The sequence below is a fragment of the Neobacillus sp. NPDC097160 genome (assembly GCF_044762155.1).
Lineage (GTDB): Bacteria > Bacillota > Bacilli > Bacillales > Cytobacillaceae > Neobacillus.
Window position 1 is genome coordinate 24232 of record NZ_JBIWDU010000025.1, and the last position, 22700, is coordinate 46931.

Consider the following 22700-nt stretch of genomic DNA (forward strand, 5'->3'; position numbering starts at 1 on the left):
TCGATCGAAGACATTAAGATAATTTTATCCTTCGATAATCTGACGGTGTAAGACCAAACGTTTTTTTAAAGGTTTTACTAAAATGAGGGTAGTCACTATAGCCTACATGAAAAGCAACTTCATATGTTTTAATTTTAGTGTGTCCTAATAGTTCCTTTGCTTTTTTCATTCGTAAGTCAATAAGGTATTTTATAAAACCTATGCCCATCTCTTCTTTAAATGTGCGGCTAAAGTAGGCATCAGATACTCCAATAAAATTAGATACATCCTGAAGGGATAGATTCTCATAGGGAAAATGTTCTTCCATATATTGAACAGCTTTTAAGATATTTTGTCTTGAGCCAAGGTTTCGTGAGCTTTGAATGGTTTTAATCATTTGGTCAATAATTGTTTTCAGTTGGTTAAGGGATATTTCAATTTTGTTTGACCAGTGAAAATGATCTGGAACTTTCACTGACAGATTTTGCATTCGTTTCTTCATTGCTTTGTCTAAGAAAAAAAGGATGTTCTCAAGAAATTGTGAAAGAGGTATTTGTTGCTTTGTTTGATAATGGTTAAAAATGCTTTCTATCAGGTTACTTGCTTCTGTTTCATTTGCATTCCAGATATGTTCGGCTAATTGTTTCTTATAGGTTTCCAAAGTTAACACCCAGTCATTTTGTTGCGAGAAAGCTCGTTCATCTTCTTTTAATTTCGTATAGATTTGATCAAATGTTTTAATAAATTGTTCAGGTACAATCGGTTTTAATAAAAAATCGGTCACGCCATATCTAATCGCTTTTTGAGCATATTCAAAATCGCTAAATCCCGAAAGAATAATAAATATTATAGATGGAAATTTCTCTTTTGCTGACTTAATAAATTCCAGACCGTCCATTTCTGGCATGCATATATCCGTAATGACTATGTGTGGAGAAACGGAATCTAATAGTTGTAACGCCTCTTTTCCATCCTCGGCTGAACCTGCTGCTAAAAACTTGTTTTCCATAGATAGAATCAATTTTTTTAGGCTTAGATGAATCATATATTCATCATCCACTAGCATGACACGATACATTGTTCTTCCCCCTCTATATACGGTAACTTTAATTCAATCAGCGTGCCTGTCTCAGTTGAGGACTGTTTAATCAACAGCCCATATGGATGACCAAAGACGAGGCGAATTCGTTGATGGACATTCCACAACCCAATGCTTTTTCCTTGTGCATGGATTGGAATAATTTCTTTATTTTCAAAAGCCCGATTATAATCTTCCATGGTAGCCGGGTCCATTCCTTTTCCTTTATCTTGGATATGCAACACGAAATAGGATGATTTTTTTTCACCATGTATTCCGATATAGGTGGGCTTCATTTTATGATTTTGATATCCATGAAGAAAGGCATTTTCAATTAATGGCTGAAGTGTTAAACGAATGGTTCCAATCGCAGCCAATTCTTTTTCGTCTACTTGGATATCGACATGTAAATGGCGGAATCTTGCACACTGAATCTCTAGGTAAGAGCGAATATGGGAAATTTCCTTTTCTAGCGTGACCACTTGCTTTGCGTTTCCTAAGTTATACCGAAACATATGGGCTAAAGAGGTAGCGATTTTACTTATTAACTGATTATTTTCGACAATGGCGTGAGAATTGATGATCTCGAGTGTGTTATAAAGAAAGTGTGGATTAATTTGAGATTGCATCGCTTGCAAAGTCGATTCTTTTTGCTTCAATTCTAGCTCATGTTCCCTCAGTTTAGATATTTGGATCTCTTCATAAAGCCTTTTCAGTTCACTAACCATCTTAAAGAAGCTTTTGAATACTCCGCCAATTTCATCTTTTCGATCTTGAATACTAGAAATCTCAATATTTAAATCTCCGAATTCTACTTTCCTCATAAGACGCTGCAGGTAGGATAATGATTTGGTGATGGACAGAGAAAATCCTCCAACAACAGCCATCGCAACAATGAGAAGGATGATCCCTAAAAGAATGGTCTCAGTTCTTAATTTGATTAAATTACTAATGATTTGGTCCCGAGGAATTTCTGCAACTAAGATCCAGTCAGTCACATGGGAATGTTCATAAATAATATATTTTTTTACCTTATTTAAATTAGTCAGAAAGGCATTGCTTGTTTTGTTCAAATACTTATTCATAATATCTCTTGAAAAAGTAGAACCAAGTAATTTTTTATCTGAGTGATAAATGATTTGTCCCTTGTAATCTAAAATATATACTTTCGATTTACCGGTTAAGAGATTTTTACTAATATTCGAGATTTGATTTAGGTTGATATCAATAATCAAAAGCCCTTCGTACAGGTAGGAAATGTTGCTATGTATTTTTCTTGTAATGGTTAAAATAGGCATTGACCCAATCTGATGGAGTCCTATGATATTGAAATTATCCAGTTTATCTGTCGTTTGCAGAAGATCTATATTCCGTTTTCTAATTTCCTCCATATTTAATAGTTCTTTTACTCTTGTATAATCGTTGATTTGCATGTTGTTCTTACCAACCAGAGAAATGCCGGCTATATCCTGTCTGCCATAGATCATTTGGGAAAATAAATCCTTTTCTATGTTTTCAGCCAAGATGAAATAATCATAGTCACTAAGGCTTTTGCTATTAATAAAATGTTGAATTTGTGGATTATTGACCAAGGGGTAGGTCGAATTTTCCAAATTCGATATATACAAATCTAAATACTCATTCGTTTGCTGAATTAACTTTTGGTTGGACTGGATGGCTTCTTGTTCAATTGTCTTGGTGCTCGTTTCGTACCAGATCAATCCAAGAATGGAAATAGGTAAGCAAACAAAAACAAGGATGATAATAAAAAGTTTTTTATTTATTGAAGACGTTTTCATAAAAGAACCTTCCCTATGATTATTTTTGCCTTAGTTGTAAAAATATTAGAACAAAAAAACACAAGTAAGTAAAGAAAATTCATTCAATTCGGATAAAAAAGTCTTTAAAGTAATAAGTGTAAGCGGTTTAATAAATATTAAATAAAACTGGGGGATAGGGTAATGAAGGAAAAAAGTTGGATTTCAATAATAACAGTATTCGTTCTCATTCTTGTTTTAGCTTTATCTGGATGTTCTAACTCTGATAGTCAAAAAACAGGTGGATCTACAAAAAAGGATACTCCTAAATCTAACGACGAACAAGAAGTGACGATAAACTTGGGATTCTATTCAGGCGGTAAGTCTGATGAAAAAATGCAGGCGTTAATTAAAAAGTTTATGACTGCACATCCAAATATTAAAGTTACTTCTCAAAGTGCACCTTATGGTCAGTTTTACCAAAAATTAGATACCCAGATTGCTGCACAGGAAGCTCCTGATGTCTGGCTATCAGATGGAGTTTTAGTGATGAAATACGCGGAAAGAGGGGCCGTAAAAGATTTAACCGAATGGATTAATCGAGACTTAAACAAAGACGATTATTATGGATTAGATTTTAATAAAGATGCAAACGGGAAGTACTGGGCTGTTCCACAAGGAATCCAAATAGGTGTTTTATACTACAACAAGGATTTGTTTGATAAGGCACATGTTGAATATCCAAATGAAAATTGGACTTGGGAAGATCTTAAGACTGCTGCAGCGAAATTAACGCTTGATGCGGGTGGGAAAAATGCGAATGAGTCTGGTTTTAAAAGTAACAACATTTCACAATTTGGTCTAACATTCTTCAGTATCACAGAAGGCTGGTTCTCTGTATTAAAATCCTATGGCGGCGGTGTCTTGGATGAATCAATGAAAAAGTCAATCATTCATTCAGATGAGAACAAGAAAGCTTTTGAATGGATGGTTGATGGTATGAAACGAGGAATTCTTACCGACCCAGCCGATCTTAAGAGCTTTCAAAGCCCAATGGCTGTATTCCCAAGCGGTGCAGCGGCAATGAGAATTGGTATTTATGCGCGTGTGTTAGCGGCAAACGAAGCAGGCTTAAACTACGACGTAACCGTGCTGCCAAAAGGTCCAGAAGGAAAAAGGTTTGCTCCTGTTATCTCGAATTCATGGGTTATTAATTCAAAAGTTAGTGATGAGAAAGCAAAAGCAGCTTGGGAATGGATTAAATTCTGGGCGACAGAAGATGAGGTCCAAAAAGAGTGGGCGGAACTTGGTGAGGCAGTTCCAGTAAAGAAATCTGTTGCAAACTCAGATGTATTCTTGAAAGCGGCTGGTAATCCTGTGAACAAAAAGGCATTTTTAGATAGCTTTGAATTTGCAGGAGCATTAGACACGAATGCAGTTTGGGAAGAGTGGGTCGCTAAGTTTAATGAACATGCGCAGCGTGCTTTTCTAGGCGAATCATCTATTGAAGATTCCTTAAAAGGAGCAGATAAAGATATTCAAAAGATACTAGATGAGTTTTATAAAAAATAATCGTGAAAGCGGGGATTGGCGAAATGAGTAATACAGTCGTTAACAATATAGCAGCAGAAACAATCCCAACAACTAAAAAACGAAAATATTTTTCACATGAGGGGAGATGGGGACTTATTCTAGTCTCCCCTTATCTTATTCACTTGATTGTATTTGTTGTTGGGCCTTTAATCGCCTCATTATATTTTAGTTTAAGTAAATACGATATGTTAAATCCTCCAAAATGGGTCGGATTGGAAAATTATCAAAAGCTGTTTAATGAACCACTTTTTTATAAATCACTTTGGAACACGATTTACTTTGCCATTCTATTCGTCCCTGCACAAACATTCCTAGCATTATTACTCGCGGTTGCGCTTAATCAAAAACTAAAGTCATTAAAGCTTTATAGATTGGCACATTTTATACCAGTCATTTCATCATGGACAGTCATTATGTATGTAGCAGATGCAATTTTTAATCCGCGTTTTGGATTGGCAAACTCTTTCTTATTAAAATTGGGACTTGAACCTCAAAGATGGTTTAACGACGAGCATTTAGTCATACCCCTCCTAGTTTTAGTTGCAGTTTGGAAGGGGATCGGCTATATCATGATTATTTATTTAGCGGGACTTCAGAGTGTTCCAAATGAATTGTATGAGGCGGCAGAAATAGATGGAGCCGGAACGATTAGGAAATTTACTTCTATTACTCTTCCGTTAATATCACCGACTACTTTTCTCGTAATTGTGTTAAGTTCAATTACCACCTTTCAGGCCTTTGAGCAAATTTATGTAATGACCGGTGGAGCTGCGGATATATCGGCAGCAGGGGGGCCAAACAATGCCAGCTTAGTGCTTATGCTTTATTTATATCGTGAAGGCTTCTCCTTCATGCATATGGGTTATGCTTCGGCTATTGCTTGGATATTATTTATTATTTTGTTCACACTCACGATAATTCAATTAAAAATCCAAAAGAAATGGGTTCATTATGATTAGGCATAAAAGTAGGTAGTTTTTAGAGAAAGGAGATTATGAAATGAAGAATCAAAAGGTTTGGAGCAAAGTAACAGGATACTCCATTATTACTTTTAGTGCATTAATCATGGTCATGCCCTTTGTCACAGCTCTATTTAATTCACTTAAAACGTACAAAGAATTTACTGCCATACCTCCAAAGTGGATCCCTAGTGTGTTTCAATGGTCTAATTATTCCGAGGTTTTCAAGTTAGGCAATTTCTTTCATTATACTGTCAATAGTTTTACCGTTACAATCTTGTCGGTTATCGGAGCACTCATTTCTTGTTCAATGGTGGGGTATGCCTTTGCCAGGCTCAAATTCCCTTTTAAAAATACCTTATTTGTGATGGTGCTTGGAACCATGATGATCCCTCCTGTGGTCATAATCATTCCGCATTTTATTATTTTTAAGAATTTACATCTGCTAGATTCATTGACACCGCTCTGGATTTTGGAGTGGCTGGCACAGCCATTTGGCATTTTTTTAATGCGGCAGGCATTTATGGGAATTCCGAAAGAATACGAAGAATCAGCTAAATTAGATGGATGCAATCCTTTGCAAATCTATTGGAAAATTTTTATGCCCATGTGTAAACCGACACTGGCAACATTAGCGATTTTTACTTTTATGACCAAATGGAATGAAATTCTTGCTCCTATCATTTATTTAACCACTAATGAGAAGTATACCTTGCCAATTGGGATTTTATCATTGGGCGGTCAATGGGTTGGAAATGAACAGTATATGGTTGCGGCTGCATTAATTAGTTTAATCCCGATCTTAATCGTCTTCTTTTTCGCAGAAAAATATTTTGTCAGCAACTTCAATAATTCTGGAATTAAGTAATGGCAGTCAATATTCGATGAAGTAGAAGTGGAGGGGTTAATGATGGCTGATCAACAGAAGAAATGGCGTAATAAAATTAAGATGATCTTGCTCACTATAATCATTATTTGTTCGGTGGCAGTTAATGGTCCAATTAAAACAAAGGCAGCTTCAACGATAACGCTGGACTCACCACAAGAGGGGGCACAGGTATCTGGAGAAGCAGTACGGATCATGGGGACTTATACAAATGCATACGATGTTAAATTATTTGTCAACGGTGAAAAGCAGGTCGATGTCATGACGGATGACCAGGATGGTGACGATTCAGGGACATGGTATTACGACCTTAATACAAGTGAAATTGATGGGGATATCACGCTTAATGCAAGGGGGCTGGATGTTGATACTCGTTATGGGGTTTGGAGTCCGTCCATAACACTGCACATTGATAACTCAAAAGCTAATGTTCCAAAGGTCACTATTGTGAATCCTGGCGATGGAACGCAAGTTGCTGGAAGTGTGCCTATTCAAGTAAAGGCAGAGGCGAAGAGCGCCATTAAAACTGTCCAAATAAGAATAAACAGTGGACCTTGGCAAGAGGCAAAACGAACGGGCAATCATTATCAATATAAATGGAGTCCAACTCAGCATGAAAACAAAACATACAGTATCCAAGGCAGGGCCATCGATGAACAAGGCAATATTGGCGTTAGCTTCACAACTTATGCAAAAGTGGGTGAAGGGACAAAGGAACCAGTTGAATTAAAGAAGCAAGATCGTGCTATGTGGATTTGGGAGCCTGAAAGTTATAAACTACTGCTCAATCCAAAATCCAGACTTGTTCTAGATGCCTTTGCCAAAGATACGACTACTTTTCAATCAAATGCGGTTACGACTCTCTACTTAGCCGTTGGCGGTTTTGCCGGTATGGATATTTTTGAAGATACACCTGATAAGTTAAAAGATTTTATAAAATGGGCTCACGAAAATGGCTACCAAGTACACGCGTGTATAGCAGGCGGTACTTCGCCACAGTTTCTAGGAGCTTATAGTGCCTATCATGGTCATGCCATTCGTGAAATGGAGAAGGTAATCAACTATAATCTCGCAGCAGATAAAATGGAAGCGTTTGATGGGGTGAATGTTGATATTGAACCATACATTTCTCCAGATTTTAAAACAGATTATCCGTCCCTTCAAATTCAATATCTTAATGGGCTACAAAAAATGATCGAGCGAAGAAACGGAGCAGGGATTAACCTTCCGTTTGGTCCTGCAATTCCAAAGTGGTTTGATTCATCAGATACCGCAAAAGACATTACCTGGAACGGAAGTACTAAGTGGTTATCTGAGCACATTCAAGATATCAGCGATTATATATCTATCATGGATTATCGCGATACAGCAGAAGGGTCAGCTGGCATAATTGCTGGTGCTCAAGGTGAAATCGATTACGCCAAAAAAATAGGCAAACCAAATTCGGTCGTAATCGGGGTAGAGACACTGGATATTGCCAATAGTGGCGATCCTTCGACGATTACGTTTCGTGAAGAAGGAAGAACATACATGGAACAAGAGTTAGATAAAGTTTACTCCGTATTTGGTGATAGTGAATATTTTGGTGGTATTGCCCTGCATCATTATGATTCTATTCGAACTTTGCCTTCATCTTGGGGATTAAATCACTATGTCTGGGAGCCGCCTGTTGATACAGAAGAACCAACTGCTGTTAGTCACCCTCCAACTGCTGCTGTTAAAAGCTATCAAGAAATTGAACTATCATATGGAATGGCCTACGATGACACAGATATTGACCGATATATTATTTATCGAGGCACAACAAAAGATTTTACACCTGACTCAACTAATATTGCGGGATTAGCCAGAGGACAATCATTCCGTGATGTCGGGCTGTTACCGAATATAACCTATTATTATAAAGTAGCTGCGATGGATCTGAGTGGGAAAATAGGACCGATATCTAAAGAAACGTCTGCGACAACAGGAAATACCACATTGAAACCAATGATTCTTAAAAATATGAGTATCACTTTTCAAGCTTCAAAGGCATCTGCCTATATGGAATTAGTAGACAAAGAGACACTTACTCCTATTACCGATGCACATATTGAAGGAAGGTTTACCTATGCAGGCGGCAAATATGTAGGAGGATTGGTGAATAAAGAGGGGGCAATCAGCCTTTCATCTGAAACCATTTTGACAGACACACAAATTGGATTCGAACCGAGACGTGTTACAGCAAAAGGATATTATTGGGCTGCTGCCTATGATCAACCGCACTCGACTACGCTTTACCCAAAAGCAGGATTAAGTAATCTTACTGTCAGTGCTGGACCATTAAAGTTTTTACCGAATACAACAAGCTACACGGTTAAAGTTCCAAATGAAGTAAGCTCAGTACACGTTACACCAACAGCGGCTCAGTCGGACAGTGTGATCACAGTCAATGGCAAACAAGTAAGCAGTGGAAGTCCTTCACAGGAGGTAGTGCTGAAGGAAGGGAAGAATACAGTCTCACTCATTGTGGCAAACAGGGATGGCTCAACGGACATGTATACCATTCATATCGTTCGAGAAGGCCCTGTGGTTAATAAATTCTTTGCAGCTGATGATACGTATGTTTATGAAAATAGCCCTCAGGAGAATTTTGGCGCTGCAGAAGTTTTAGAGGTTGCTGATTTCCCAAGTGCCAATGGCGGTGGAGACCGGTTAGCGTATATGAAGTATGATTATTCTGCCTATAATAAACCGATTGATTCTGCTAAATTGTATTTTTACGTTCCGGAAAGTCTTAGTAAATCAGTAGAACTAGAGATTAATGGATATGTCAATAACCATTGGAATCAATCCACCATGAACTGGAATAATCGAATCGGTGGCGTTTCTGAGGCATTGGGAACGGTTCCTATTCAATCCGCTGATTGGTACAGTGTGGACGTCTCCGAGTTAGTAAGAAAACAGACTTCGGATAAGGTGGTTACCTTCAGATTCATGGATCCAAAGACAAAAAGTATGATTGTGAAAATAAATAGCAGCAAAAACAAGGAAAATCAGCCCTACTTAATACTCAATCCTTAATTCTATTGTTTAAGGGTTAATTGATACATGGCTTAGCAGGAAAGGGTTGGAAAATCATGATAAAATTATTCTTCCAAAAAGAGCTAGGTGATTTACGAGCAGGCGTCGAAATGCTTGCGTCTGACAGGAGATTTGTCCTGTCAGACGATGGTATTCCAATATTGGTAGAGCAAGGAAATGAAAGGGGAATTTTGGTATCCCTGGAGCAGCATCAAGGCCATATTCGGTACAACAAAAAGATACATTTCTTTCGTGCGTTAGGATTATTTCTTGAGCATGCAGTTCGAGAGGAATCCTTTAACATCATAGAAGAACCTCAATTTACCATGAATGGAGCTATGATTGATTGTTCTAGAAATGCAGTTTGGAAGGTGGAATCGGTCAAAAAATGGCTGCAATTAATGGCCATCATGGGCCTGAACACTTTGTTGCTTTACATGGAGGATACGTACGAAATACGTGATGAACCGTATTTTGGTTATATGCGGGGCCGGTACACCGCTAAAGAACTGAAAGAACTCGACGATTTTGCGGATGTATTTGGAATTGAAATCATCCCATGTATTCAAACGCTAGCCCATCTTTCCAGCTTTTTGAGATGGGAGATTAATAGTGAAATAAGAGATACAACCGATATCTTATTGGCAGGATCAGATAAGACCTATCAGCTTATTGAAAAAATGATTCGGTCAGCAAGCGAGCCGTTTCGCAGTAATCGAATTCATATCGGCATGGATGAAGCTCACTTTTTAGGGAGAGGAACCTATTTAGATTTATTTGGTTTTGAATCCAGTTTTCAAATCATGAGCAATCATTTAAAACGAGTGAAGGAAATAACAGATGATTACAAGCTGCATCCCATGATTTGGAGTGATATGTATTTTCGCTTAGGTTCAAAAGACAGGAATTATTATGACCTAAAGGCAAACATTCCAAATGAAGTGAAGGAGCAAATGCCTAAGGATGTCCAATATGTTTATTGGGACTACTATCATGAAGATGAAAGCTTCTATCAAACTTATATACAAAAGCATTTGGAGTTTAGTCCTCATCCTATTTTTGCCGGGGGTATATGGACGTGGAATGGCTTAACCGTCCATTACGATAAAACCTTTTCCTCTACAAATGCGGCCCTTGCTGCCTGTAAAGAAACAGGGATTAAAGAAGTATTTGCGACCTTGTGGGGAGACAATGGCGCGGAAACGGATCCATTTACTGCACTTTTGGGCTTACAGCTGTATGCAGAACATGGATATGCCAGAGAGTTTGACCAAGATAAATTAAAAGAAAGATTTAACTATTGTACGGGAGCTAATATGGAGGCGTTTCTTATGCTTGGCCAAATAGATGCAGCACCGGGAACGGCTCAGGATGTAGCTGAACGTCCACTCGAGACGGAAAACCCTTCTAAATATTTATTGTGGCAGGATCCACTTTTAGGATTATTTGATAAGCATTTTGAAGGGATCGACATTCAAATTCATTTTAAAGAAATGGGAAGTAAATTGGAACAGGCTAAAGATCTTGCTGGAGTCTGGGGAGAACTGTTTGATGTACCGATCCAGCTTTGTTCTGTGCTGGCACTTAAAAGTGAATTAGGAATAAACCTCAAGAAAGCTTATGATGCTCAGAATAAGAATGAACTGCAACATATCGCTTTACGTGTTCTTCCTGATTTAGAGGAAAGAGTCAAGAGGCTGTGGGATCTTCATTATAAACAATGGATGAAAACACATAAACCATTTGGCTGGGAAGTTTTAGATATTCGATACGGTGGACTTTTAGCACGAATACACACAGCGAATCAAAGGATAAAAGGGTATTTAGCTGGTGACATCACAACCATCTCTGAACTGGAAGAGAAGAGATTATCCTTTTTTCCAACAGCGAAAGGAAAGGGAACAGGAAGATGCAATCTCTACAGAATGATTGCTTCTCCTAATGAAATTTAGTATTCCCTCTATCATTGTGAAATAAAAGGAGTCAAAACCATGAAAATTGCAGCATTTAGTGGAGTTTTTCTTGACTATAGCATTCATCAGGCTATGGAAAATACAAAAGAGCTTGGGTTTGATGGAATCGAAATAGCCTGTAAAGAACCACATCTCTCTATAGAAACATCACGTCAAAGAGTAGAAGAAATAAAGAGTCTATCAAAAGCCTTCGATATAAAAATTCCTGCCTTAGCAGGTTATCTAGGCTGGTTCTCTACCTCAAGTGATAACGAATGTGAAAAATCGTTTGCTGAATTTCAGCAGATAGTAGAGTGGGCTAATATCCTGGAATCAGATATGATCCGTGTTTTCCAAGGCGGTCCTAATGCCTTCCTGGCTGCTGACTATCATTATGAAAAAGCTACCTACTGGCTCAAAAAATGTGCAGGAAAAGCAAAAGAGTATAACAAAAAAATAGTTTTAGAAATTCATAATATGAGTTTAGCAGAAACAGTGGAAAGCGGGCTAAAGCTGTTAAATATGATAAATGAAGAGAATGTGGGTCTTATTCATGACGCCGGTAACATGTACATCACCGATACGGATTACGGAAGAGACTCTGTTATGGGACTAGGAAGGCATTTATTTCATGTTCATGTTAAAGATGAAAAGAGGGTAGATAAGGCGGGTGCACCAGGTACATTCATTAATTTAACGAAACACGGTGAAGAGAAGTTCCTCCAGTGCAGGCTTGATGAGGGTGAAGTAAACCATCAGCCGCTTTTCGATGCCCTTAAGGAAGTGGGTTACGACAAATGGATCACACTTGAATGTGCAGCCCCCCATCCGCCGAAAGAACGTTTAGCCCACGATTTAAAAAAAGTTAAACAAATGCTCGAGAATGTTACTGTTACAAATAACCAAACAGTGAATTAGTTTGTAGGGAAGTGTTTAATATGAAATTTTCTATCATTGGATGCCAGCATGCTCATATTGAAATTTTTATAGAAGAAATGATGAAATTAGGTCATGAGTGTGCAGGTATATTTGAAATGGAAAATATGACTTTAGCAAGTAGGCTTGCAGAAAAATATCAAATCCCACTTGTCCATGACAAGATGATATTACTCGATGATTCCATTCAATTGGTTGGCTGCGCTGCTATTAATAATGAAAAAATAGATGTCATTGAACTTTGTGAAAAGTATCGGAAGCACATCATGATTGATAAGCCTGCCGTGACCAATCGAGAGGACTTGACAAGGCTGGAAGCGGTAGTGAATAGAGGAGCTATCCAGGTAGGGATGCTGTTAACAGAGAGATTTAGGGCTTCACTTTCTACATTAAAAAAGCAACTCGATGAAGGCGCAATTGGCGAACTTATTAGTATTTCAATGCGAAAGCCGCATTTATTAAACCCCAAGCAGCGCCCTTCATGGCATTTTTCGAAACAACAGTCCGGAGGAATTGTGATCGATTTATTTATCCATGATTTTGATTTACTTCGTTGGTTAACAGGTAAAGAAGTGAAATCGATTACAGGCTATATGGCAAAAAACATTCTTCCAGAGTATCCATCTTTCTTTGATACAGCTGGCCTACAGGTCATTATGGAAGATGGATTGGCAGCCCAGCTTTACGCTGATTGGTTTACACCAGAGAAGAGCTGGACCTGGGGGGATGGAAGAATTTTTGTTGTAGGGACAAAGGGTACCATCGAAATCCGCCTTGAGGGAGACCCGCTGGTAGCAAAAGATACCCTGTACCTCAAGGTTACGAGTGAACAAGAGCTAACAGCAATTGAAGAAGGTAGGATACCGATAACGATTACAGAGGACTTTCTTAATAGAGTTCGTGGGGAAAACAGTCTATTACAGCATGAAGATATTATTGCTGCAACAGAGGCGACAATTATGGCAGATGAATGTGCAGAGACTATATACCGCCTTAAAGAAAAAAGTTGATAATCTAACTAAGAGTTTGAATCCCTTACTACTTCGAAAAGGATGGATAACATGTTAGCGAACGGAAAAGTGGGCTTTGCGATCATTGGCTGTGGAATTATTGCTGATATTCATGCAAAAGGTATACAAGAAACGGAAGAAGCAGAGCTACTAGCGGTTTATGATGTGAAAAAAGATGCGGCAGTTGAATTTGCCGCAAAGTATCGTGCCAAAGTATTTGAATCTATTGAGGAAATATTAGAAGTGGCTGAGATAGATGTTATCTGCATCTGTACTCCGAGCGGCCTCCACATAGAACAAACCATTCAGGCAGCCAAGGGGAAAAAACATATTTTAGTAGAAAAGCCTATGGCTATTAAGCTTGAAGATGTGGATCGGATGATTCAAGCATGTGAAGAAAACGAGGTTTTTTTAGGTACGATCTTCCCGCGGCGAATGTCACCACAGGCCCAATATGCGAAACAACTAATTCAAGAAGGAAAGCTAGGGAAATTAAGTCTATGTTCGGCATACGTAAAACTTTATCGGAGTCAAGAATATTACGATAGTGCGGGTTGGAGAGGTACATGGGAAATGGATGGCGGTGGAGCGATGATGAATCAGGGCATTCACACAGTAGATATGCTTCAATGGTTAGTTGGTCCTGTATCCTCCCTATATGGAAAGGCTAAAGCAATTTTACGAGATATTGAGGTGGAAGATACTGTAGTCTCTACTCTTCAGTTTGAGAGTGGCGCTTTAGGAATTTTAGAAATTACTACAACCGCAGTTGAAGGAAAAGGGCAGAGATTTGAAATACATGGAGAAGAGGGAACATTAGAAATCGAAGAGGACACTATTACTAGGCTAGTCATAGAGGGTGAAAAAATAGAACTCCCGTCATTCGAGCCCTTCAAAGTGATTCCAGATGGCCACCGTATTCAAATACGTGATATGGCACTGGCGATTATCGAAAATCGTCAGCCAATCGTAACGGGGATGGATGGGAAACACTCATTGCAGATAATCCTTGGTACGTATGAATCCTCTCGCAGCCAGAAAGAAATCTTCTTATTATAAAAATTTTTTGAAACAGAATGGGGGTAGTCAGATGAGCTCTACTGTCCAACCAATAATAGTTGATAAAGTTGACGGGATAAATTTACATGTTTTTGATAATCGCTATGAGATGGGGGTAGCAGCTGCGAAAGCTGTCGCTGCAAAAATGAAGGAATTATTATCTCAAAAAGAACAAATACGTATGGTTTTTGCGGCAGCCCCATCCCAAAACGAATTTCTGAAAGCACTTATTGCAGAAGATGGACTGGATTGGAAGCGAGTAACGGCTTTTCATATGGATGAATATATCGATCTTTTAGAGGATGCCCCTCAACGATTTAGCACATTCTTAATGGAGAATCTATTCAAGCATGTCCTCCCGGGGGAAGTTCATCTTATCAATGGGTTACAAAATCCCAGTGAGGAATGCCGTAGATATCGTCAGCTGCTTTGCTCCGGTCCCATTGATATTATTTGTCTAGGGATTGGAGAAAACGGGCATATCGCTTTTAACGATCCTTCTTTTGCAGATTTCCAAGACCCTGAAGTGATGAAAGTGGTCAAGTTAGATGAAGCATGCCGCAAGCAGCAGGTGAATGATGGATGCTTTAAGCAGCTGGATGATGTACCAACTCACGCTCTGACTTTAACCATCCCAACCTTTCTGGATGCAGCGTCCTTATTTTGTATCGTGCCGGGTGAAACGAAGCAATCTGCCGTAAAACGTACACTATCAGAGCCAATCTCCACTGATTGCCCGGCATCTATTTTGCGAACACATCCGAATTGTCAGATGTATGTCGACAGAGATTCCTATAGGAGGGTTTCCGATGTTTAAGGGCATCCATTACCAAACGGGTGAAACGATTGCTATTTCTATTGAAGAGGAGACTATTTCTTCGATAGAAAAGTTAACAGAAGGAAATATTTCTTCAGGACTACCGATTATTGCACCTGGATTGGTCGATTTACAGCTGAATGGATATTGGGGAGCCGATTTCAACTCCCCTCCTTTTTCTAAAGAGGATGTTTATAACGTAACCACCGCTCTATGGAAAGAAGGGGTGGCCTCCTATTATCCTACAATTATTACAAATGAAGATTCTAAAATCGAAGAAGCGATAGGGACCATTTTGGAAGCCTGTGACTCGGATGAACTTGTTAATAAAAGTATTGCAGGGATTCATTTAGAGGGTCCCTTTATCTCGCCTGAAGATGGACCGCGGGGAGCCCATAATAAGAAATATGTCCAGAAACCGGATTGGTCATTATTTCAAAAATGGCAGAAGGCTGCTAAAGGGAAGATAAAAATACTTACCATGTCTCCGGAATGGCCTGGTTCCACAGAATTTATTAAAAAATGTGCAGACAGTGGTGTAACGGTTGCCATAGGGCATACCGCTGCAACACCGGAGCAAATCGAGGCTGCTGTGTCTGCGGGGGCAAGATTGTCCACCCATTTAGGGAACGGCGCTCACCTCATGCTGCCGCGCCATCCTAACTATATTTGGGAACAGCTGGCACAGGATAACCTTTGGGTCAGCTGTATTGCAGATGGGTTCCATCTTCCGGCATCAGTACTAAAAGTAATTTTTAAGGTGAAGAAAGAAAAGGCCATTCTTGTCAGCGATGCCGTCTATTTAAGCGGACTGCCGCATGGAACGTATAATACACACATTGGAGGAGCAGTCGTCCTTACATCAGAAGGTAAACTTCATTTAGCAGATAATCCTAATTTGCTTGCCGGTTCAGTGCAAATGTTGAAAAGTGGAATAGAATATCTCGTACAACAAGGCATATGCAGCTTTCCTTGTGCATGGAATGCCGCCTCTATACTCCCAGCGGCATTCATGGACTTGCCTGGTCAAAATGGGCTAAGTGTCAATTCAAAAGCTGACTTTGTGCTGATAGAGCGCCAAGCAAATCAATGGAAAGTCATTCAAACGGTTAAACACGGTACAATTGTTTATCAAGATGAAAGCTTTATAGAGAATAGACTTCATATCTAGGAAAAATCGTGCAATGTTTGATCCTATTATTGAATAGTGAATGGGCATCTTTTTTTAAAAATTAATTTTCCAAAATATCCCTCCTAACGGATGAAATATATAATTTAACCTTGATTGGCTTTCCGTCATTAAAGGTTTTTTCTATTTTCATAGTTTGGATGAGTGCAAAAATCTCGTTTTGAATCAAAATTTATAATGGTGTATTGTCAATATTAATTTGAGCCAGAGTAATCACTTCAAAAGTGAGCCACTTCATTTCAATGGACTGAATCATAGTTTCACTCCTTTGACATTTGTAAAGAAAAAGATTGGTTTAGATCGAGTACTCTTGTTCATTTATAAGCCAGTGGGTCACCGTCGGTCGCGACCATAATTGCAGCTTCTTTAGAATTGATTTTTCCGACTTTAAGTATATATGCAATTTATTAACTTTTAATATATTAATTGTTAATTTTTGGTCAATTTTTAAGAAAATAGAGTAGGCTGGAAAAGTTGAAAAGCCGGTAAAGGAAGTTCCAGCTGAAGAGGCGGTAAAAGAGGAAGTTCCAGTTCAAGAACCAGCAGCCGATGAGGTTGGTGATGTTGAAACGGACGTAACAACAGATAATCAAAGTACTGATACCGATTCTCCATCAAAAGAAGTTCATCATAAGCATGCTGAAAAGACAGAAGATAAAGCGTATGAAAAAATGAAAGATCACGATTCCGATTCAGCAGTAAAACCAGAGGATGACGAAGATCAGGATCAAGATGGTGACCATGATTCTGATTCTAAGAAAGCGGCTCATGATCACGAAGCTGTAGTGAAAACAAAAGATGAAGAGGCGGAGTTAACTAAAGCAGAATCTACTGAAGTTGTGACTGAAGAAACTTCAGAAGTAATTGAAGCTGCTATTAAAGAGTAATTTTTTTATGCAGGAGTCAAATTCCTGCATAAAACAAGAGACTCTGTCGCAAATGAAGCGACGGAGGCTTTATATTTTTCTAACCAGAGCCAGGCTTACAATAAAAAAATGCTAGGATTCAACATTTGGTCGGTCCTAGCACTTTTTTTATTTTCTACTCTTCATGATAATCTAGATTTTTAACAGTAAATTTATCAATGGTTTCACCGTCTGATGTAATGGTGGTGATGGTGATTTGATCTTTATCGACTTTGGCATGTAAGGAAACGGCGATGTTTTCCATGTTGACGAAGTCAAATTTTTCATCTGCGACAGCGTCATAGTGTTTTTTACCGGTTGTCCCGGCGACCACATATACCGTTCCGTTCGAATCTTCTTTCCCGTCTTTCAGCTTTTTCGTTCTGCCGTAGGAATGATCATGACCGGAGAATACGATATCTATCCCTAGTTCATCGACAACCGGCGGCAGTTTTTGTCTCATGATTTCATTCCCGCCAAACGGATTTGTGTAATAAGGTGGTTTGTGCGTAACAAGGATCTTCCAAGGTTTGTCTGAGTTTTTCACATCTTGCTTCAGCCATTCCAACTGCTTGTTCAGAACTTCGGTATTATCTGTGTAGCCTAAAACACTAATGTGTATGTTATTGTAATCAACCGAATATGTCCCGCCTTTGTCTGCGTCAGGTCCATTTTTGGGCGAGTTAAAGATGGCTTTTGCCAGCTGACCCTTCGCATCTCCCATGTATTCATGATTTCCTAGGGCTGCAACAAGATCGGTAGATCGGATATTATTGTATTGGCTTAAGGCTTTTAATGTATCATCCCATTGTTTGAATTTTGCGGATTCATCAATCAAATCGCCTACATGGATCATGAACGATAAGTCTTTTTTATTGAGATCCCCAAGTATTTTCGTAAAGTCGCTTAAATCAGCAGGCGATTGTGTGTCACCTAATACGGCAAATTCAAAGCTTTGCTTTCTTTTTAATGTGGTGAACTCTTGCAGCTCTGACCAATTCTCTCCATCTCCAACACGATACACATAGGTTGTCCCTTGTTGTAATTTCTTTAATGTTACTTCATTTTCGCGGACGATTCCATTTTTCACAGGATCTTGCTCACCGGAGAATACTTGGTCACTGGATGATCCGGTGATGGTTTCAAGTGACTGCTCACCTTTTTTGTCAAAATCCTTTTTTCGTGCAAATTGAATAACCGTTTTTTCTTTCGCTAAAGGGCTCGCCATCCATGTGAACCCTTTTTCTTTATAAGGGTCACCTGTGGGAGTAGAAATGATGTTTTTTATTTCATTCGCAGCTGCAAGCGGCGGATAGGTCTGCGTGTTCACTTTAAATGAGTACTTCCCATCCTTGACAGCATATAATTCGATTTTCTTCACATCATTTGTGATGGCATCGACACGAAGAGTACCTTTTTCATCTGTTTTCCCTATGAGAACAGGGGTATTGCTGCCATCTATGTCGGCGAAAATTTCCGCGTTATCCATTACTTCATTATTGGTATTTTTCACAGTCATAACAGCGGGCCTGCCAATTAAAATAGGCTCAACTGTTAGATCGAAAGCACCTTTTACTTCAACACTTGCTGGTTTCATTGAATACGTTGAAACGAAGTTATCTTCTTTTGGTATCGAGTAGCTTAAGCTAGCTTCTGCCATTTCATACGTTACCTTGCTGCCTTCTTTTGTCGATGCAGGGATTCGAAGCTGAACCGATGCTGCATCTGCGGCAGCCGCTGTTTCACCACTATTTACTAGATTCAATGTTAGAATTCCAGTTTTGGCATCATAGTTTGAGTTACTTGTACTAAAGCCATTTGAAAAAGTAACATCTTTCACTGGATAGTTTTTATCTACTTGCAGTTTAAGAGTAGAGCCTGAGATCTCAGATGAATTAGCAACTTTCACTACTAGGTCAAGCACATCGCCCAGCAAGGCTTGCTCTTGTTTTTTGACTAATTCAATCTTTGCTGAACCCGTGTTTACCGTAAAATAGCTCGTTTTAATGGCTTGGTTTCCGAATTTATCAGGGACCATAAGCATTACCTGATGTGTTCCATCCGCCCATTTTAACCCGCTTAAAGAGACGGATCCATCCATATCAAATGAAAAATGACCTTCTGCTTTGGAGTAGTCCTTGCCATCTATAATAATTCTAATTTTGTCCCAATCAATTCCCGTTTTAAAAGGGTCGTCTTCATATTCATTCACGTTCGCTTTCAGATTGACCGCATTTGTCGTGAAATCTTTCCCGTCCACGTTAATCGATTGAATCACTGGTGGATATAAGTCATCCAATGTTTCGCCATATACGGCTCTAATATTATCAATATAGATAGCACCTTTTGTCATTGGTCCGGTGATACCTGATTTCGTCGACATTAATCTGATTGCTTGTGTCCCCGATAATTTGAACGGACCTGTAAAAGTAGCTGGTATTTCTGCCTCAATATATTTCCAGCCCGTCCAATCAATCCCTGGTTTTTCTTGAGTGAGATTAATCGTTTGAGTTTTGCCGTTCCCGTCAACTATGTTCATTCTTAGCCAATAACCTTGTGCTTCCGGAGTTCCGTATACCCACATTCCAATGCTTAAAGGATTGTCCGGAATGTCGATATTCGAACCAGGCCCTGTATAGGCTCCAAGAGTGGTTCCTGTTTGTGCGCTACTTAAGTCAAAATCCAGTATTAATGACTGATTGCCAAATCTGACTGGAGCTGGATAGGTGGACAAACCAAGTGCCGCTTTTTCACCACGGCCGACAACGGATGGTTTCCAGCCACCGAGCCCTGCTTCAAAATCAAATAGAACTTCAGGCAGCTTTCCAACAGAAACTTTGATTTGTGCTGTAAGGCTTGTGCCCTTTAAGAGAGCTGTAATATTTCCTGATACCGTTTTGTTCCCTGTATGGAGCACACCAGCTTCATCAATGGTTCCCATTCCTTCAGGGATGTCAACCTCGATATCTTGAGCGTTCCAGTGTACATTTCGCTTTTGAAATTTTGTGATTAAGTTTAAATTGGTTTCACTGTTTTTAGCTGCGGTTAGCTCCGCTCCGGTAAAATACATCTCATCAGGCTGGGCAATTTCGATGATACTTTTTCCAACCTCATTTCCCTGATAATTCAAGCTGATTTCTAACTGACCTGTTTTCCCATTTGATAAAAACTTTCCATTCCCATCGATGGTGCCGAACGATTCATCCGACAATTTCCAGGTTAGACCGGATGCTGGCAAAGCGGCTGAAGCCATCGATTTGTCTCTTCCCATAGCAGTGAAAGAAATCGTTGAACCCGGTGTAAAGGATTGGTCATATGGTTCGATATGAGCTGAAGCAAAAAGATGATCGGATGGTTCTTTTGAGACGATTAGCCAAGAGTTGGCTACACTTCTTTCTGAACGGTCAGATGGTTGATTGTCTACTTCAAGTTTATCGCCGCCCAATTCACGGGTTGTGAAGGTAGAGGACCCGCCGCCATCAAGGTTAAGTGCATTGACAGCCCCTAAATCTATCATGAATTGTGCTAAATCAGGCATGGAGATTCCACTTGAATAAGGCTCCTGTCTTCCGTCTACAACGACAAAAAATACATCGCCATCTGCTCTAATTCCAACTGCTGTTCGGGGTTCTTTATCAGCTCCTGTTTGTGGAGTTTGATAGATTTGTCCATTTTTTACAAGGATGGCATTTCCGCCTAGCGCTTCTTGCAATTGATCTTTCATTCCCTCATATACAGTTGCGTCACCAATGATGGCTTCACCGGATTTTTTGATTCCGAAGAATTTATGTGTTGCTGCATTCTGTGCTTTCACTGCTTGTCCATCTTTATAAACAATGCCGAGTGGTTCACCTGTGGCCATATTATAAAAATCGGCATTCACGGCCGCCACTACTTGATGATTTTCGCTATTTGCTGCGCTGGCTTGCTGTCTAACAGGCTGCAGGCCAAATGCTGTTCCGTTATTAGGTGTACCTACTTCAATAGATACATTAGGATTATGTACATCAACATCCACTACAAAACTCTCAATCTTTTTTCCGTCTTTTCCTTCAAAGCTGTAGTGCTTTTCTAATACACCTGGAGCAAGACTAGCCTTAAATTCATTGATGGGTGTTTGAATTAAGGGTGAGCTTAAATTGAAGCCCCCAAAAGCTGATGTAAGACTAGGGGAAATCATACTACTTGCTATTGCAAATGACAGGGTGATGGGTAAGAGCCTTTTTTTCCAATTTCTCCTCATATGTACCTCCCAGGATTTTTGTTACATCGGCAAATTGTGGGCTATTATTACAATTACCGACGATAATTCCATAATATTGAAAGTTTATTAATCTATCATTAAATATATGTTAAGAATATTTGGAATTAAATAGGGTGAATGGCATAGGTAAAATGAAGTGCGCATCTAGGAAAAAAGCGGCCGAAACTAAGAAAAACTTCCCAGCTCGGTCGCTAATAAAGAGGACTTTTTCGTCTGTTAACATCGATAAACATTTAGGGTGATGATTATTTATGACGTTTTTTTCATTGGAATAATATTATGATCTGATTGTTGCTTTTTGCTTTTTTTTCGATATACGATTTTAGACAAGGTAACACTAAATTCATATAAAATGAATAGTGGTCCGATAACTAATAAATCTGACATAATATCAGGTGGAGTTATGAAAATAGCTATAAGAGTTAGTAAAAAGTAAGATATCCTTCTAGCTTTAGATAGAAACTTTGGATTAATGACACCAATTGAGGTAAGGAACATGGCAATGAGTGGTATTTCAAATAATAAGCCAAACGGCAGTGTTAAGTTTATGATGAATTTAAAATACTTTTCGGCAGTAAACATGGTTTCAAACTGGCCTTTAGATAAGGATAATAAAAAGTTTAGAACAATTGGATACAAAACAAAGTAACCGAATGAAAGCCCTGCTACAAACAAAGTAAAAAATCCCGGAATGTAGGCTAATGCTATTTTTTGTTCTTTCTTGGTTAGACCTGGTTTCACAAATAGCCACGTTTGATGGGCTGCAATCGGGATGGTAAGTGCGAACGCACTTACTCCCGAAATCATAAAAAATATTCGAAGGATGTCAGTTGGTCCTAGTACTGCTAACTCACGGTGAAAATCACGAATAAGCCATTCATAAATATCCTGAACAAAAATGAATGATCCAAATAAAAAAATGATAAAAGTGAGTAATGTAATGATTAATCGCTTCCTTAATTCCCCTAGGTGATAAACAAGCGTTAACTCTTGATTTTTCATATAAGGCTCTCCCTTTTTCCTTTTAGAAATAAAAGGAAGATGTAAGCTTCGAACTTACATCTTCGACACTTTTACTTAGAATCACCACGATCTTCTTTTTCCTCTGACATAATATCCTTTGCTGAGCTTTTAAATTCTCTTAATGTATTCCCAAATGCACGGCCAATTTCAGGTAATTTAGATGGCCCAAATATGATGAGAGCAATAATTAATATTAAAATTAGACCAGGTACTCCTATATTTTGTAACAT

General features: G+C 38.9%; 16 protein-coding genes. 11 read left to right on the top strand and 5 right to left on the bottom strand.

Annotated elements, in window-relative coordinates:
• Nucleotides 1-13: 13 nt before the first annotated feature.
• Complete coding sequence (locus tag ACIQXV_RS26430) at nucleotides 14-1057, bottom strand: response regulator transcription factor (RefSeq protein WP_402964301.1); 1044 nt, start codon at nucleotides 1055-1057, stop codon at nucleotides 14-16.
• Nucleotides 1039-2856, bottom strand: coding sequence for a sensor histidine kinase (locus ACIQXV_RS26435; protein ID WP_402964304.1), 1818 nt, complete (start codon nucleotides 2854-2856; stop codon nucleotides 1039-1041). The genes ACIQXV_RS26430 and ACIQXV_RS26435 overlap by 19 nt, the downstream gene beginning before the upstream one ends.
• A 162-nt stretch (nucleotides 2857-3018) precedes the next feature.
• Here ACIQXV_RS26435 and ACIQXV_RS26440 point away from each other — a divergent pair, with 162 nt between their 5' ends.
• From ACIQXV_RS26440 to ACIQXV_RS26490, 11 genes are all read left to right on the top strand, one after another.
• Nucleotides 3019-4386: an ABC transporter substrate-binding protein gene (locus ACIQXV_RS26440; RefSeq protein WP_402964307.1), complete on the top strand. Its 1368-nt coding sequence runs from the start codon at nucleotides 3019-3021 to the stop codon at nucleotides 4384-4386.
• Between the two features lie 23 nt (nucleotides 4387-4409).
• A complete protein-coding gene (locus ACIQXV_RS26445; RefSeq protein WP_402964310.1) occupies nucleotides 4410-5366 on the top strand; it encodes a carbohydrate ABC transporter permease in 957 nt (318 codons plus the stop codon).
• Nucleotides 5367-5406: 40 nt separating this feature from the next.
• Nucleotides 5407-6234 (top strand): carbohydrate ABC transporter permease, encoded by an 828-nt coding sequence (locus ACIQXV_RS26450; protein WP_402964313.1) that lies wholly within the window; start codon nucleotides 5407-5409, stop codon nucleotides 6232-6234.
• Between the two features lie 42 nt (nucleotides 6235-6276).
• Nucleotides 6277-9315 (top strand): CBM96 family carbohydrate-binding protein, encoded by a 3039-nt coding sequence (locus ACIQXV_RS26455; protein ID WP_402964316.1) that lies wholly within the window; start codon nucleotides 6277-6279, stop codon nucleotides 9313-9315.
• Nucleotides 9316-9371: 56 nt separating this feature from the next.
• Entirely contained in the window at nucleotides 9372-11267 is a 1896-nt protein-coding gene (locus ACIQXV_RS26460; RefSeq protein WP_402964319.1) for a beta-N-acetylhexosaminidase, read from the top strand.
• A 39-nt stretch (nucleotides 11268-11306) separates the two neighbouring features.
• Nucleotides 11307-12185 carry a sugar phosphate isomerase/epimerase family protein gene (locus ACIQXV_RS26465; RefSeq protein WP_402964322.1) on the top strand — a complete coding sequence of 293 codons (879 nt, stop codon included), beginning with the start codon at nucleotides 11307-11309 and terminating at the stop codon, nucleotides 12183-12185.
• Between the two features lie 20 nt (nucleotides 12186-12205).
• Entirely contained in the window at nucleotides 12206-13213 is a 1008-nt protein-coding gene (locus tag ACIQXV_RS26470; RefSeq protein ID WP_402964325.1) for a Gfo/Idh/MocA family protein, read from the top strand.
• Nucleotides 13214-13264: 51 nt separating this feature from the next.
• Nucleotides 13265-14272, top strand: coding sequence for a Gfo/Idh/MocA family protein (locus ACIQXV_RS26475; protein WP_402964328.1), 1008 nt, complete (start codon nucleotides 13265-13267; stop codon nucleotides 14270-14272).
• A gap of 31 nt (nucleotides 14273-14303) precedes the next feature.
• Nucleotides 14304-15089 carry a glucosamine-6-phosphate deaminase gene (locus ACIQXV_RS26480; RefSeq protein ID WP_402964331.1) on the top strand — a complete coding sequence of 262 codons (786 nt, stop codon included), beginning with the start codon at nucleotides 14304-14306 and terminating at the stop codon, nucleotides 15087-15089.
• Entirely contained in the window at nucleotides 15082-16260 is a 1179-nt protein-coding gene (locus ACIQXV_RS26485; RefSeq protein WP_402964334.1) for an N-acetylglucosamine-6-phosphate deacetylase, read from the top strand. Before ACIQXV_RS26480 ends, ACIQXV_RS26485 begins: the two co-directional genes overlap by 8 nt.
• Nucleotides 16261-16949: 689 nt before the next feature.
• Nucleotides 16950-17165: a hypothetical protein gene (locus tag ACIQXV_RS26490; protein WP_402964337.1), complete on the top strand. Its 216-nt coding sequence runs from the start codon at nucleotides 16950-16952 to the stop codon at nucleotides 17163-17165.
• Nucleotides 17166-17319: 154 nt separating this feature from the next.
• On the opposite strand, the gene ACIQXV_RS26495 is transcribed toward ACIQXV_RS26490, so the two are convergent.
• The 3 genes from ACIQXV_RS26495 to tatA all read right to left on the bottom strand — a co-directional run bounded on the left by ACIQXV_RS26495 (nucleotide 17320) and on the right by tatA (nucleotide 22700).
• The gene (locus tag ACIQXV_RS26495) at nucleotides 17320-21426 is read right to left on the bottom strand and encodes a phosphodiester glycosidase family protein (RefSeq protein ID WP_402964340.1); all 4107 of its coding nucleotides are present in this window, start codon (nucleotides 21424-21426) and stop codon (nucleotides 17320-17322) included.
• 270 nt (nucleotides 21427-21696) lie between these two features.
• Nucleotides 21697-22449 (bottom strand): twin-arginine translocase subunit TatC, encoded by a 753-nt coding sequence (gene tatC, locus ACIQXV_RS26500; protein ID WP_402964343.1) that lies wholly within the window; start codon nucleotides 22447-22449, stop codon nucleotides 21697-21699.
• 71 nt (nucleotides 22450-22520) lie between these two features.
• The gene (gene tatA / locus ACIQXV_RS26505; RefSeq protein ID WP_066093027.1) at nucleotides 22521-22700 is read right to left on the bottom strand and encodes a twin-arginine translocase TatA/TatE family subunit; all 180 of its coding nucleotides are present in this window, start codon (nucleotides 22698-22700) and stop codon (nucleotides 22521-22523) included.